Source organism: Streptococcus handemini (assembly GCF_040984445.1).
GTDB classification, from domain to species: Bacteria; Bacillota; Bacilli; order Lactobacillales; family Streptococcaceae; genus Streptococcus; species Streptococcus handemini.
Genome location: NZ_JBFRYH010000016.1, coordinates 1 through 14,092 on the forward strand (window position 1 = coordinate 1; position 14,092 = coordinate 14,092).

A 14,092-nucleotide genomic window follows, 5' to 3' on the forward strand; every position below is an offset into this window, starting at 1 on the left:
GTCAAAATGATGGCGGGAAGGCCTTTTTATTTTGCCCTAAACCACTCTTCTAGACTATTTTTTTCAAAAATAACACAGAAAACAAAAAGACAAACCAGGCTCTCGACTAGTTTGTCTTCAGTCTAAAACTCCTAACTTAGGAGCTTTTTTTCGTATTCTGAAAGACAAATACCTTACTCAAGATATAATTTAGAACAATGACGAGAACCTGTGAGATAAGAGTGGCAATAGCATTGATACGTGCAGATTCTTGGTGAACGAATTGACCAATTAAATGTGGAAAGGCATCTACTAGAAGGTAGGCCAAGACCATGTCCAGCAATAAGGTCGTAAGGCGTGCAGAGATAAATTTGACGAGCCGTGCTGGCCAGCCGTTCCATTTTTGCCGAAAGACAATTTGGTCATTTGTAATAAAGGCAAATAAAATGGCGACACAGTTGGCAATAAAGACAACAAGGAGAGTTTGAGGAATTAGAAAGAAAAGACTAGTCCTCGTAAGAATATAGACAAGAGTAGTAGCTACTCCAAAAAACAAATAGGCTAGAATTTCATTTTCAAAAAATGCTTTTATATATTTTTTCATACTCTAAGTCTACCATATTATCCTTGATTATGCTATACTAGAAACGTTGTGAAAATGAGAAGACCTTGATCGAAACAAGGGATGCTCCTGAGTACATTCGTTTTTTAAGAACCTGTATTCATAATCGAAGTCATTCTAATTGGAAGTTTATTTTACGATAATCGAGGTGTTTTTTTGAAGGAATACTGACTGTGTTTCGGAAAAAAGTGACGATGAATAGCGAAAAATAAGCCCTGAATAGAGTTACTGAGCTGTGAATACAGGTTCTAAGGACCTCACATCTTGTGAATCGAGTTCGTGCTAAAAGTCTTGCAAAAAATAGAGACAATGGTGTTGCGGCTTTAGCTGCCTACAGATTTGGCTCCCTTTAGGAATCCGTTTTCGTTAGGTTCATCGAACCAGCACTCACCGTCCTAATTTTGCTGAGACTTTTCAACGCTCTCTCATCTTACTGAACTGAGTTCAGCCTAAAACCTCGGAAAAAAGATGTCTTGTCCTCGAATCACGGATTCGTCGGCCAATCCCCTATTTTTTATTCGGTTTTTCCACGGCTTCACATCTTACACAACCCTTGGCACTTCCTTCCTTTAGCCAAGCATATTACACGCGGTTTAGCCGCCAAAGGAGAGTTATATGAATCAAACAAAATGGACAGTCCGTGACATGGCACACATTGCCTTGGTTGCGGCGATTTACGTGGTGTTAACAGTAACGCCTCCCCTCAATGCGATTTCCTACGGGGCCTATCAGTTCCGTTTGTCGGAAATGCTAAATTTTCTAGCCTTTTATAATCGTAAATACCTCATTGCTGTTACGATTGGCTGTATGATTTCTAATTTTATTGGTTTCGGAGTGATTGATGTTTTTGTCGGCGGAGGATCGACCCTTATCTTTGTAGCTCTGGGAGTTTATTTCTTTAAAAAATACCAAAAAGACTATCTTTTTAATGGTATTATCAATAAGGCTTTCTTCTACTTTTCAATTTTCTTTTCTTTATCCATGTTTACCATTGCTCTTGAATTGTATTTTCTAGCAAGCACACCTTTCTTAGCAACATGGTTTACAACTGCGGTGGGAGAATTTGCTTCCCTTATTGTGGGTTCTCTGGTCATTGACCGTCTAGCTCAGAGAATTGATTTTACACGATAAGGTCAGACAAGGAAGGACACAGAGGTTGGGCAATAGCTCAGCCTCTTTTTTCATCGCAGAAGCAAATGAATTCCCCTTGTAGGAGTAGTTGAAGGCTAGAATACAAAAGTATCATTTTCTCTTATGACTTCTGTCCCACGCTCTTTTTTCTTTCCGAAATCCATGATATAATACATCTTATGGAAGAAAAATATTTGAAAATCGCCCAGGATTTGGGTGTCAACATAAAGCAAATTGAAACAGTTTTAACTTTGACAACAGAGGGCAATACCATTCCCTTTATCGCTCGTTATCGTAAGGAAATGACAGGGAATTTGGATGAGGTTGTGATTAAGTCGATTATCGATTTGGATAAATCCTTAACAGCTCTAGCGGAACGAAAAGCCACTGTTTTGGCTAAGATTAAAGAGCAAGGTAAATTGACAGATGCATTACGTCAGGCCATTGAAGAAGCAGACAAATTAGCGGATGTCGAAGAGCTCTATCTGCCATACAAGGAAAAACGCAGAACCAAGGCAACCATTGCACGAGAAGCAGGTCTCTTTCCACTGGCACGCCTTATTTTGCAAAATGTTGCTGACTTGGAAACACAAGCAGAAACTTTTATCTGCGAAGGATTTGAAACAGTAACGGCCTGTCTAGCTGGTGCGGTGGATATTTTAGTGGAGGCTATTTCAGAAGATGTGAAATTACGAGCTTGGACCTATCACGAAGTCTTGCATCATTCTATTTTACAATCGCAATTAAAAGATCAAGAAGCGGATGAAAAGCAAGTCTTTCAGATGTATTACGAGTTTTCTGAAACAGTTGCGAATATGCAAGGTTACCGTACCTTAGCCCTCAATCGTGGTGAAAAATTGGGTGCTTTGAAGATTTCCTTTGAGCATAATCTTGAGAAAATTCTGCGCTTCTTTGAAGTTCGTTTTCCTGAGAAAAATAGCTACATTACAGAAGCAATTAGCCAAGCAGTTAAAAAGAAAATCTTACCAGCTATGGAGCGCCGCATTCGGACGGAATTGACTGAAACTGCTGAAGAAGGAGCGATTGTCCTCTTCTCAGAGAACCTTCGCAATCTTCTATTGATGCCACCATTAAAAGGCAAAATGGTATTGGGCTTTGACCCAGCCTTTCGTACAGGTGCCAAGTTAGCAGTGGTGGATCAGACTGGAAAACTCTTGACAACACAGGTCATTCATCCTGTGAAGCCAGCTTCGCAAGCACAGATTGCACAAGCAAAAGAAGAACTCGCAGGCCTGATTAGCCAATATGGTATTGAAATCATTGCCATTGGAAATGGAACTGCTAGTCGTGAATCTGAGAGTTTTGTGGCAAAAGTGCTCCAAGATTTTCCAGATGTCCGCTATGTGATTGTCAATGAAAGCGGGGCTTCGGTTTATTCTGCTTCTGAATTGGCACGGCATGAATTTCCTGATTTGACGGTTGAAAAACGCTCAGCTATCTCGATTGCCCGTCGCTTGCAAGATCCACTTGCAGAGTTGGTTAAAATCGATCCCAAATCAATTGGTGTGGGCCAATACCAGCACGATGTCAACCAGAAAAAATTATCTGAGAGCCTTGATTTTATTGTAGATACGGTGGTTAACCAAGTCGGTGTCAATATCAATACTGCAAGTCCTGCCCTCCTAGCTCACGTAGCCGGTCTCAATAAGACGATTTCTGAAAATATTGTTAAATATAGGGAAGAACATGGAGCGTTGACCTCTCGAACAGAGCTCAAGAAGGTTCCACGTTTGGGAGAAAAGGCCTTTGAGCAGGCGGCAGGTTTCTTACGAATTCCTGAGGCGAGTAATTTCTTGGATAATACAGGAGTGCATCCAGAATCCTATCCAGCGGTTCAAAAGCTCTTTGATTTGCTAGAGATTGAGCAATTAGATGAAGCCGCGCAGGAGAAATTAAAAGCGGTGCAGCTAGGAGAAATGGCAGAAGAATTGGGTCTGGGTAGGGAAACCTTAAAGGATATTCTAGCAGACTTACTCAAACCAGGCCGAGATTTACGCGATGATTTTGCAGCACCTGTATTGCGCCAAGATGTTCTGGACTTTAAAGACTTAGAAATCGGACAGAAGTTAGAAGGTGTGGTTCGTAATGTAGTTGACTTTGGCGCCTTTATTGACATTGGTATTCATGAAGATGGCCTGATTCACATTTCAAATATGAGCAAAAACTTTATTAAACATCCGAGTCAAGTTGTTTCGGTTGGAGATTTGGTAACGGTTTGGGTCTACAAATTGGACACGGTTCGTGAAAAAGTCAATCTCAGCTTGGTGCCACCTCATGAATCTCACTGAGTATGTTCAGCAGGTGTCACGTGAGGATTTTGGAAAAGAATTTCGCCATGAAGCCCATTGGAATCGCCGTTTGAAAACAACAGGAGGTCGCTTTTTTCCAAGAGATGGGCATTTGGATTTCAATCCCCGCTATTATGAAGCAGATTCTAAGATTTTTCGCAAGATTGTCCGCCATGAACTCTGCCATTATCATCTGTATTTCGAGAAAAAAGGCTATCGACATAGGGATAGGGATTTCAAGGAATTGTTGCAGGCGGTGGATGGCGTGCGATATGCGCCGCCGCTCGCTTCGTTTGATACAATCTTCTATCTTTATTCTTGTCAGAAATGTGGTCAGATCTACCCTCGAAAGCGGCGTATTGATACGACCAAATATTGTTGCAGTAAATGTCGTGGTCGTCTAAAATTAGAGAGTAAAAGAAATCAGTCCTTGGGCTGATTTCTTTTGCTTAGTCTGTGGTATAATATAAGAGAATCGAGGTGAGAAAATGGCACAAGAACCGCAAAAACGATTGATTGAATTATATGAGAAGGGGATTTTGACCAAGGAAGAAGCGCGTGCCTGCTTTTTAGAATTTGATGAAGAACTAGACTTTCTCGTAGAGGAAGAAAAACCACGGTTAAGTTTTACACTCCCGCGTTTGAAAATTTTTTCCTCATCTAAATTGAAGCAAGAGTATGCCTTTGCAGACATCGAATCTCTTTTTATCAGTATGTCAGAAGGAAAGGTTTCTTTTGTCAAAAACAAGTCAAATCAGGTTCAGATTTACCTTGTTTACCCTCAACAAACTGACCAAGCCTTTTTACCTCAGATTTATGTTGAAAACCAAGGCTTGCATTTTGCTTCTAATCTTCCTTGCCACTTGACAGTATCTCTGCCAGAGCAGTGGATGTCCATTTTGAATTTAGACTTGGGAAGAGCAGATGCGAGACTAGACTATCTTCCTTTTGAAGATATTTCCATTCATAGTTCTACGGATAAAAAACAACAGGATATTCGTATTACTGCAATGAATCTCATGTCTCAGCACCTCTTTCTCCAACTCGTCCAAGCACCAGTTTATCTGCAAGTGCCAAAACAGCAAGGTTTACATGGGAAGGTGGAGAGTTCAACAGGCCAATTAGTCGTCAATCGAAAAAAGAAGCCAAGCCCCTATTTTTGTGAGAAGAAAGGGGATTATCTCCTATATCTTCATATCAAGACAGTCAACAGCCCAATTAGTGTAAAAGGAGTGCAACATGCTATTCGGATTTTATAAACAACGAACGAATAAATTGATAACAGGTGTTTTAGCAGGTATAGCGGATCGCTTTCGTGTTGACCTTACCATTACTCGGATTGTCTTTTTCTTTATCTGTTTATTTGGACGCTTGGGCTTGCTAGCCATTGCAGCCTATATCCTAGCAGCTGTCTTACTTCCTTTCAAAGAAGATGTCTATGCTGAACGATATGGCACAGGTCCTCGAAAGATAAAGGAAGCTGAAAAAATTCACAAAGATAAGTGGTAAAGAGCATAGTCCGTAGCTAGAACCGATAAATAAAGGAGTGAGGAAAGTCGATTTCTTAGAAATCTCGACTTCTGTCCCACTCCCTTTTTTGTATTCTCCTCCTATCTTATGGTATAATAGTCTGTAAAGAAAAGAGAGGTATGATATGGCAGTTTTTGTCAAAGATTTGATAGACAATGTGCGTGTGAGTAGCGCATATAGTACGGAAACTCTACTGGAAAAAGAGATTACCACATCTGATATTACCCGTCCAGGCCTTGAGATGACAGGCTATTTTGACTATTATGCGCCAGAGCGTATTCAGCTTATGGGAATGAAAGAATGGTCCTATTTGATGGCCATGACTTCTCATAACCGTTTTCAAGTCTTGCGGAGAATGTTTCAGCCTGAAACTCCGGTGGTGATTGTAGCACGTGGCTTGGAGATTCCAGAGGAGATGTTTCAAGCAGCGGAGGAAAAAGGGATTGCAATCTTCCAAAGTCAAACTGCTACGAGCCGCTTAGCAGGGGAATTATCTTCCTACTTAGATTCACGTCTTGCAAAACGGACCAGCGTTCATGGTGTTCTCATGGATATCTATGGCATGGGCGTTCTGATTCAAGGGGATTCTGGAATTGGTAAGAGCGAGACTGGTCTTGAGTTGGTCAAGCGTGGGCATCGTATTGTCGCAGATGACCGAGTAGATGTATATGCCAAGGATGATGTGACTCTCTGGGGGGAACCAGCTGAGATTTTGCGGCACTTACTGGAAATCAGAGGTGTTGGCATTATTGATATTATGAGCTTGTACGGTGCCAGTGCTGTTAAGGAATCATCAGAGGTTCAACTTGCTATTTACCTTGAAAATTATGAAACAGGTAAGGTCTTTGATCGCTTGGGAAATAGCGGCGATTCCATTGAAATTGCAGGAATTACGATTCCTCAGATTCGGATTCCAGTTAAGACAGGACGTAATATCTCTGTTGTGATTGAAGCGGCAGCGATGAACTATCGTTCCAAACAAATGGGCTTTGATGCGACTAAGGAATTTGAAAAACGACTTGGTAGCCTCATTGAAAGCAATAAGGAGTAGTCTATGATTGATCCAGTTGCAGTAAAATTTGGTCCGCTCGAAATTCGTTGGTATGCCATATGTATCATTACTGGTCTAATTCTTGCGGTCTTCCTTGCATCTAAGGAAGCCCCTCGCAAAAAAATTCTGCCGGATGACATTTTAGATTTTATTTTAATAGCTTTCCCACTTGCGATTCTTGGTGCGAGAATTTATTACGTAGTTTTCTCCTGGGATTTATATAAGAACAATCTTCTTTCTATTTTTGCCATTTGGGAAGGCGGTATTGCCATTTATGGTGGTCTGTTGACAGGATTTCTAGTTCTAATCTTCTTTACACGCCATCGCTTCATTGAAATTTGGGATTTTCTTGATGTGGTTGCACCGTCTGTCATGATTGCACAAGCCATTGGTCGGTGGGGAAATTTTTTCAACCAAGAGGCCTATGGAGCAAGTGTTGGAAATCTTGATTATCTGCCAGCCTTTATTCGTCAGCAAATGTATATTGACGGAAGCTACCGGACGCCAACCTTCTTATACGAATCGCTTTGGAATTTATTTGGTTTTGTTCTGATTTGTCTGCTACGTAGACGAAAAAATCTCCTCAAACAGGGTGAAATTACCCTATTTTACCTAGTGTGGTACGGTATCGGTCGTTGTGTTATTGAGGGGATGAGAACGGACAGTTTGATGTTCCTTGGTTTACGTGTTTCACAGTTGCTTTCTGCCTTATTTGTGCTGTTAGCACTAACCTTATTTTTCTATCGTCGTCGAAAAGACATTCCCTATTATCAGATTTAAGAAAAGGAGAATTTTATGCTGATTGAAGTATCTGTTTTTATTATCGCAGTAGCCCTTGCAGCTGTTGCAGTATATGTTATCCTCTTGTTAAAAAAAGTATCCAATGTGGTCGATGAGGCGCAAAAAAGTTTGAATATTTTAACGAGTGATGTCAATGTAACCCTTTACCAGACCAATGAATTATTGGCGAAGACGAATGTACTAGTTGAGGATGTGAATGGGAAAGTCGCCACTTTGGATCCACTATTTGTCGCAGTTGCTGATTTATCAGAGTCAGTATCAGACCTCAATACTTCTGCCCGTGATTTGACAGTCAAGGCACGTACAGCAGGTCAACACACGGTGAAGGCTGGAGGTGCCTTAGCAGCCGTTAGCAAATTATCTTCTATTTTAGGAAAGAGAGGAGCAAAAAATGGTTAAAAAATCGAGTATTTTCACAAGTATCCTTTTGGGTGCGGCAGGTGGTGCAGCTGCAGCAGCCTTTCTTGCAACAAAGACAGGTCAAGCAGTTAAGAAAAAAGTCCTTGACTTTACCAAGGATTACCAAGAAAATCATGACGAAATCAATGCAGAGTTGATTCAAAAAGCCCAAGATTTGGGTCAGCAAGCGATTGATAAATACGAAACGGTTAAAGACCAATTAGAATCTGGTGAACTAACGGTTGATGACTTGGTTCAATCTGGTAAAGAAAAAGCGCAGTTGGTGAAAGCACAATCTCTTGAAAAGTTTGAACAAATCAAGGAAAAAATTGCGGAACAAAATCTGACAACAGCTGACTTAGTTGAGTCTATTAAAGAAAAAGCAACCGTGTTACCAAAGTCTTCAGCAGTCCGAAAAGAGGATGTAGTCACGACTGAGGATATTGAGATTGACTTACCAAACCTAGAAGAGGAGTAAAAAAGCTCTTTGTCAACTGTAGTGGATTGAAGCAAAGAGCCTAAATTAAAAAACAGGACTAATCTGATTTTTTCATCTTAGTCCTGTTTTTTGATGGATATACTTTCCTTTTAATAAGAAATTGAACGAGTTTCAATCCGACTAGTCCTGTTGCAATAGCTAATAGAAAAGCTAAAAAAATAGGGACATGATTTGAAAGATAGATATAAGCAGCAATCACGGTAATCACACTAAAAATAGCAATATTTAGAAAGAAGAGAAATTCTTTTAAACGTTCTTTACCAGAATTAGTTGCTTGATATGTTTGGTAGGTGGCCTGTGGTTTCTCTTTCGGGATTGTCTCATGATAGTGGTAATAATCAGGCCGATAGTCTCTAAGTGCCATATCGTCTCCTTTTATGCCTTTTAAGGTTATCATAACAATACTAGCTTTCTGTAACAGGAATGTTACATTTCCATTACAAAAAAATGAGAAAAGTCTGAACATTAAAATCACGAGAATTACTGAACATTCAAAAAGATTGTGATATAATGAACGTTATGGGAAAAATTGTTATTACAGCAACGGCTGAAAGTATTGAACAAGTCAAGCAATTATTAGAAGCGGGAGTAGACCGCATTTATGTAGGAGAAGAAGACCACGCACTTCGGATTCCGCATTCTTTTACTTATGATGAATTGCGAGAAATTGCTCGCTTGACACACGAGGCTGGTAAGGAATTAACCATTGCAGCCAATGCCCTCATGCACCAGGATATGATGGATCAAATCAAGCCCTTTATGGAATTGATGAAGGAAATTCAAGTGGACTATCTTGTTGTGGGTGATACGGGTATCTTTTACATCAATAAGCGTGACGGCTATCATTTTAAGTTGATTTACGACACATCTGTTTTTGTGACTTCTAGTCGTCAGATTAACTTTTGGAAAGATCATGGGGCAGTTGGTGCGGTACTTGCTAGGGAAATTCCAGCAGAAGAATTATTTGATATTGCCAAGAACTTAGAAATTCCAGCAGAAATCTTGGTCTATGGTGCCTCTGTTATTCATCATTCTAAGCGAACCCTCTTGCAAAATTATTACAATTTTACAAAGGCAGACGAAACAGATTTGTCACGTCAGAGGGGCCTTTTCTTGGCAGAACCAAGTGATCCAGATAGTCATTATTCCATTTATGAAGATAAGCATGGTACGCACATTTTCATCAACAATGATATTGACATGATGACGAAGCTGGCAGAATTAGTTGAGCATGATTATCTGCATTGGAAGTTAGATGGAATTTACTGTCCTGGACAAAACTTTGTCGAGATTGCCAAGCTGTTTGTTGAGGCGAGAGATTTGGCAGAGGCTGGAGAATTGACCTACGATAAGGCCTTCTTATTGGATGAACAGGTCAGAAAATTGCATCCAAAGGAACGAGGATTGGATACAGGTTTTTACGAATACGATAGAGATAAGGTAAAATAGGAAACGATATGACACAGAGAAAGCTAAAACGTCCAGAGGTCTTGTCACCTGCTGGAACCTTGGAAAAATTGAAAGTAGCTGTTGATTATGGAGCAGATGCTGTTTTCGTTGGTGGCCAGGCCTATGGTTTGAGAAGCCGTGCTGGAAATTTCTCCATGGAAGAAATGAAAGAAGGCATTGACTACGCCCATGCTCATGGCGCCAAGGTTTATGTAGCAGCAAATATGGTAACGCACGAAGGAAATGAAGTAGGAGCTGGAGCTTGGTTTCGTGAATTGCGAGACTTGGGGCTTGACGCCGTGATTGTGTCAGATCCTGCCTTGATTGTCATTTGTGCAACAGAAGCGCCGGGTCTTGAGATTCACCTGTCAACTCAGGCGTCTTCGACAAACTATGAGACCTTTGAATTTTGGAAAGAATTGGGCTTGACACGAGTTGTTTTAGCACGTGAAGTAACCATGGCAGAATTAGCTGAAATCCGTAAGCGTACCAGTGTTGAGATTGAGGCTTTTGTCCACGGTGCCATGTGTATTTCTTATTCAGGACGTTGCGTCTTATCCAATCATATGAGTAATCGGGATGCTAACCGTGGTGGATGTTCGCAATCTTGCCGTTGGAAATACAATCTCTATGAATTACCATTTGGAGAAGAACGTCGTAGTATCAAGGGAGAGGTGCCTGAAGAATTCTCCATGTCAGCCGTTGATATGTGCATGATTGACCATATTCCAGATATGATTGAAAATGGAGTAGACAGTCTGAAAATTGAAGGTCGCATGAAATCGGTTCACTATGTTTCTACGGTCACCAACTGCTATAAGGCAGCGGTTGATGCTTATTTGGAAAGTCCAGAAAAGTTTGAAGCTATTAAGCAAGACTTGATTGACGAGATGTGGAAGGTAGCTCAACGGGAGCTAGCAACAGGATTTTACTACAATCCTCCAACAGAAAACGAGCAATTATTTGGTGCACGCCGTAAGATCCCTGAATATAAATTTATCGCAGAAGTCGTAGCCTTTGATAAGGAAACGATGACCGCAACCATTCGTCAGCGCAATGTCATCAACGAAGGAGATGAGGTTGAGTTTTATGGACCAGGTTTCCGCCATTTTGAAACGACTATTACAGACTTACGCGATTCAGACGGTCTTCCAATTGAGCGTGCCAACCGTCCAATGGAACTCTTGACGATTCGTTTACCGCAGGAAGTTTATCCTGGGGATATGGTACGTGCTTGCAAATCAGGGCTCATCAATCTGTATCAGGAAGATGGACAATCTGTAACGATTAGAGCATAATAGAGATGAAAAAAACGCTTGATGTATCTTCTACATCAGGCGTTTCATTATACTTGCTGTGACCTCCGAACACTATCAGGAACCAGTGAAATTCGTTGGATATCGTCTAGTGAAATGATACTGGTCACATTTTTTTTGAAGTTTTTAACAATCATCCGATTTTTATCCGGATCAAATTTCACAATTTCTCCTGTGAAACTTTTATCCGCATAAATGACATGGATTGCAGCTTTTTTATAGAGGGCTAACTGAATCATATCAAGATGGGGTGCCGGTTCTTCTTGAAGATCATGCTGAGGTTGTTGATTCCCCAAAAATACATTGAGGTGATAAAGGAGAAAGGCTAGAAACTTTTTCATGGTAAAATACTCCAAAGATTGATACAATTATCATATCGGAAATTGATGAAAAAGACAAGCGTTTGCGAATAGAGTAGATGAGGAGGTAAAAATGGCAGAATTTACATTTGAAATTGAGGAAAAGTTACTCGTTTTATCAGAGAATGAGAAGGGCTGGACCAAGGAAGTGAACCGTGTGAGTTTTAATGGCGCACCTGCTAAGTATGACATCCGTACGTGGAGTCCAGACCATAGCAAGATGGGCAAAGGTATCACACTGTCTAACGAAGAATTTCAAGTCTTAGTTGATGCTTTTCGGAATTAGTGTAGGATCAAGGGTTGCATTGTTTCCCTTGATTTTATATTATTTATCCTCTATAAAAGCCAATATTTGCAGCATAGATAGGATGGAAGTTCCTCAAGATGAGTGAACGATATCAGACCTTCATTTTTGACGAGTATAAGATACGACTGAGAGGTCGATGAACCATTGTTATAATGAGGATTTTGAACAAATCAGGAATCAGAAAGGGCAGAACGATCAGAGCAAGTGTTTTTTCAAGATTACTATGAGTGATAAAGGAAAAAACAAGGCTACCGGATAGGAAGCACAGAGTATCGCCTGTGAGATTGGCAAGAAAGATGTGTCCTCTAGAAGACTGGGCAGAGGTGACAAGAGCCGTTACACCAGTATACAGCAAAAATCCCCAGAGGAAGCCAGCAGTCGGTCCGAAAAGACTGGCTATTCCGCCTGAAAATCCTGCAAAGACAGGTAGGCCGATAGCTCCCAGCAAGAGATAGAGGAGAAGGCTAGTGATGGCTTCTTTGGGGGAATAGAGACTGGCAATCAGCCCTACGGCAAGTGTTTGTAGGGTGAAGGGAACAGGACCGATTGGCAGGACAATCTGTGATAAGACAGCAATGAGTCCTGCCCCAATGGCAGAATAGATGAGTGATCTTGTATGTGAAGTAGTCATATTGTTATCCTTTTTATTTTAATAGGATAACGAAATTATAAAAGGATTGACGGGAAAAGTCAATCCTTTTTCTATCGGCTGTCACATGCTCTTTATGAGTAGTTAAATGACATAATACTTTATTCTCTAAAAAATTAGCGCATTGTAACAAATTCTTCTGCCCCAGTTGGGTGAATAGCAACCGTCGCATCAAAGTCGGCTTTGGTAGCGCCCATTTTGATGGCTACGGCAAAGCCTTGAATCATTTCATCGACACCGTAGCCAATACCGTGGAGTCCAATGATTCTCTCTTCTGGCCCTGTTGTAACCAGTTTGAATTTGGCGGCTTGGCGATTGTGCTCAAGAGCGGTATACATGGATGTAAAGGCAGAGGTATAGACCTTGATAGCATCTGCCCCAAATTCCTTTTCAGCTTCTTCTTGGGTATAGCCAATCGTTCCGATTGCAGGATGGGAGAATACAACCGTTGGAATGAAGCGGTAGTCCATCTTTGCACCGATTTTATTATTAAACAATCGCTCTGATAAGGTACGTCCAGCCTTAATAGCAACGGGAGTTAGCTCTTTTTCTCCTGTCACATCGCCCAAGGCAAAGATATTTGGGACGCTTGTCTCCTGAAATTCATTGACAGCAATGTGTCCTGATGGGGTGGTAGTGACGCCAATAGCTTCTAGGTTCAAATTTTCAATATTTGCTGCTCGACCAACTGCCCAGAGGATCTTTTCAGCGGTATGGTGGCTGCCGTCTTCAAAGTAAATAGTGAGAGTCGCATCTGCATTCTTTTCAATTCGTTGCGGAATTTTATGGGAATGAAGCGCAAGGCCAGTTCGTTCCATTTCAGCCACAAGAGCGTCTGTAATATAGGTGTCAAATCGGCGCAAAGGTCGATCACGACGGACAAAGAGATCAGTTTGTACACCTAGTGAATGTAGGACACCAGCCATTTCAACGGCGATATAACCAGCACCAATAACGGCAACAGATTGAGGCAATTCCTCCCAGGCAAAAACATCATCGGAGACGCTAGCGTATTCACCACCAGGAATGGTTGGTAGAATTGGCTTAGCACCGGTTGAAATGACAATTTTGTTAGCATAAATTCGCTCTCCATTGACTTCAATAGTGTGTTTGTCTACAAAGCGAGCGTAGCCTGAAATCACTTCAACGCCGTTGCGTTCAAAGGTTCCTTGATAGGAATTTCGAGAACGTTCAATATAGGCATCACGGTTTTTCTTTAGGGTTGCAAAATCAAAGGTGATATTTTCGGCAGAAAAACCATATTCAGGCCCGTAGTGATGGTAACTTTCAGCAGTTTGGGCGCCATACCACATAATTTTTTTCGGGACACAACCAATATTGATACAGGTTCCTCCAATAAGGTCTCCCTCAATAACTGCTGCCTTAGCCCCATGTTCTGCTGCTCGATTCATAGTCGCGATTCCCCCAGAACCGCCCCCAATAGCAATAATGTCAAATCGTTTCATATCGTTTTCCTTTCTAATGATTCTATCCCCTTAATTGTATCGCTTTTTTTCCCTTCCTGCAAAAATTGACTATGCTCTACCAATCTTACAAAAGTGTAAGTGAATTGTTCGAAAGAAGTGATAGTAAAAAATTGGATTTTTTTGTAAAATAATATCAGAAAGAGCTTGCATTTTCAGTTGTATTTGTGTACTATATATTTAGTACAATGATTACTAAAATAAAGG

Annotated in this window: 17 protein-coding genes and 1 riboswitch; of the genes, 12 read left to right on the forward strand and 5 right to left on the reverse strand. The window is 40.9% G+C overall.

Annotated elements, in window-relative coordinates; all coding sequences use genetic code 11:
• Positions 1-136: 136 nt before the first annotated feature.
• Positions 137-583, reverse strand: a complete 447-nt coding sequence (locus ABPH35_RS03750; protein WP_349988313.1) for a GtrA family protein — start codon at positions 581-583, stop codon at positions 137-139.
• A gap of 521 nt (positions 584-1,104) precedes the next feature.
• A riboswitch (PreQ1 riboswitch) is annotated at positions 1,105-1,219 on the forward strand.
• On the opposite strand from ABPH35_RS03750, the gene ABPH35_RS03755 reads away from it, so the two are divergent.
• The 9 genes from ABPH35_RS03755 to ABPH35_RS03795 all read left to right on the forward strand — a co-directional run bounded on the left by ABPH35_RS03755 (position 1,217) and on the right by ABPH35_RS03795 (position 8,300).
• Complete coding sequence (locus tag ABPH35_RS03755; protein WP_349988314.1) at positions 1,217-1,732, forward strand: QueT transporter family protein; 516 nt, start codon at positions 1,217-1,219, stop codon at positions 1,730-1,732. It overlaps the preceding riboswitch by 3 nt.
• A 179-nt stretch (positions 1,733-1,911) precedes the next feature.
• A complete protein-coding gene (locus ABPH35_RS03760; protein WP_349988315.1) occupies positions 1,912-4,041 on the forward strand; it encodes a Tex family protein in 2,130 nt (709 codons plus the stop codon).
• On the forward strand, positions 4,028-4,480 hold the full coding sequence (locus ABPH35_RS03765; protein WP_349988316.1) for a SprT family protein: 453 nt from the start codon (positions 4,028-4,030) through the stop codon (positions 4,478-4,480). The genes ABPH35_RS03760 and ABPH35_RS03765 overlap by 14 nt, the downstream gene beginning before the upstream one ends.
• A gap of 49 nt (positions 4,481-4,529) precedes the next feature.
• Positions 4,530-5,300, forward strand: a complete 771-nt coding sequence (locus tag ABPH35_RS03770; RefSeq protein ID WP_349988317.1) for a hypothetical protein — start codon at positions 4,530-4,532, stop codon at positions 5,298-5,300.
• The gene (locus ABPH35_RS03775) at positions 5,281-5,550 is read left to right on the forward strand and encodes a PspC domain-containing protein (protein WP_349988318.1); all 270 of its coding nucleotides are present in this window, start codon (positions 5,281-5,283) and stop codon (positions 5,548-5,550) included. The genes ABPH35_RS03770 and ABPH35_RS03775 overlap by 20 nt, the downstream gene beginning before the upstream one ends.
• A gap of 145 nt (positions 5,551-5,695) precedes the next feature.
• Positions 5,696-6,622, forward strand: coding sequence for an HPr(Ser) kinase/phosphatase (gene hprK, locus ABPH35_RS03780; protein ID WP_349988319.1), 927 nt, complete (start codon positions 5,696-5,698; stop codon positions 6,620-6,622).
• 3 nt (positions 6,623-6,625) lie between these two features.
• Positions 6,626-7,402 (forward strand): prolipoprotein diacylglyceryl transferase, encoded by a 777-nt coding sequence (gene lgt / locus ABPH35_RS03785; protein ID WP_349988320.1) that lies wholly within the window; start codon positions 6,626-6,628, stop codon positions 7,400-7,402.
• Between the two features lie 15 nt (positions 7,403-7,417).
• Complete coding sequence (locus ABPH35_RS03790) at positions 7,418-7,822, forward strand: DUF948 domain-containing protein (protein WP_349988321.1); 405 nt, start codon at positions 7,418-7,420, stop codon at positions 7,820-7,822.
• A complete protein-coding gene (locus ABPH35_RS03795; protein WP_349988322.1) occupies positions 7,815-8,300 on the forward strand; it encodes a YtxH domain-containing protein in 486 nt (161 codons plus the stop codon). The genes ABPH35_RS03790 and ABPH35_RS03795 overlap by 8 nt, the downstream gene beginning before the upstream one ends.
• 58 nt (positions 8,301-8,358) lie before the next feature.
• On the opposite strand, the gene ABPH35_RS03800 is transcribed toward ABPH35_RS03795, so the two are convergent.
• Positions 8,359-8,685 carry a DUF3270 domain-containing protein gene (locus tag ABPH35_RS03800; RefSeq protein WP_349988323.1) on the reverse strand — a complete coding sequence of 109 codons (327 nt, stop codon included), beginning with the start codon at positions 8,683-8,685 and terminating at the stop codon, positions 8,359-8,361.
• 155 nt (positions 8,686-8,840) lie between these two features.
• Between ABPH35_RS03800 and ABPH35_RS03805 the strand changes: the two genes are divergently transcribed.
• On the forward strand, positions 8,841-9,770 hold the full coding sequence (locus ABPH35_RS03805) for a peptidase U32 family protein (RefSeq protein WP_349988325.1): 930 nt from the start codon (positions 8,841-8,843) through the stop codon (positions 9,768-9,770).
• 8 nt (positions 9,771-9,778) lie between these two features.
• Complete coding sequence (locus tag ABPH35_RS03810; protein ID WP_349988326.1) at positions 9,779-11,068, forward strand: peptidase U32 family protein; 1,290 nt, start codon at positions 9,779-9,781, stop codon at positions 11,066-11,068.
• A 47-nt stretch (positions 11,069-11,115) separates the two neighbouring features.
• Here ABPH35_RS03810 and ABPH35_RS03815 read toward each other — a convergent pair whose 3' ends face one another.
• A complete protein-coding gene (locus ABPH35_RS03815; RefSeq protein WP_349988327.1) occupies positions 11,116-11,427 on the reverse strand; it encodes a hypothetical protein in 312 nt (103 codons plus the stop codon).
• A 91-nt stretch (positions 11,428-11,518) separates the two neighbouring features.
• Here ABPH35_RS03815 and ABPH35_RS03820 point away from each other — a divergent pair, with 91 nt between their 5' ends.
• A complete protein-coding gene (locus ABPH35_RS03820) occupies positions 11,519-11,731 on the forward strand; it encodes a YdbC family protein (protein WP_067086059.1) in 213 nt (70 codons plus the stop codon).
• 112 nt (positions 11,732-11,843) lie between these two features.
• On the opposite strand, the gene ABPH35_RS03825 is transcribed toward ABPH35_RS03820, so the two are convergent.
• Entirely contained in the window at positions 11,844-12,383 is a 540-nt protein-coding gene (locus tag ABPH35_RS03825) for a biotin transporter BioY (RefSeq protein WP_349988328.1), read from the reverse strand.
• 134 nt (positions 12,384-12,517) lie between these two features.
• On the reverse strand, positions 12,518-13,867 hold the full coding sequence (gene gorA / locus ABPH35_RS03830; RefSeq protein WP_349988329.1) for a glutathione-disulfide reductase: 1,350 nt from the start codon (positions 13,865-13,867) through the stop codon (positions 12,518-12,520).
• Positions 13,868-14,092: the final 225 nt, after the last annotated feature.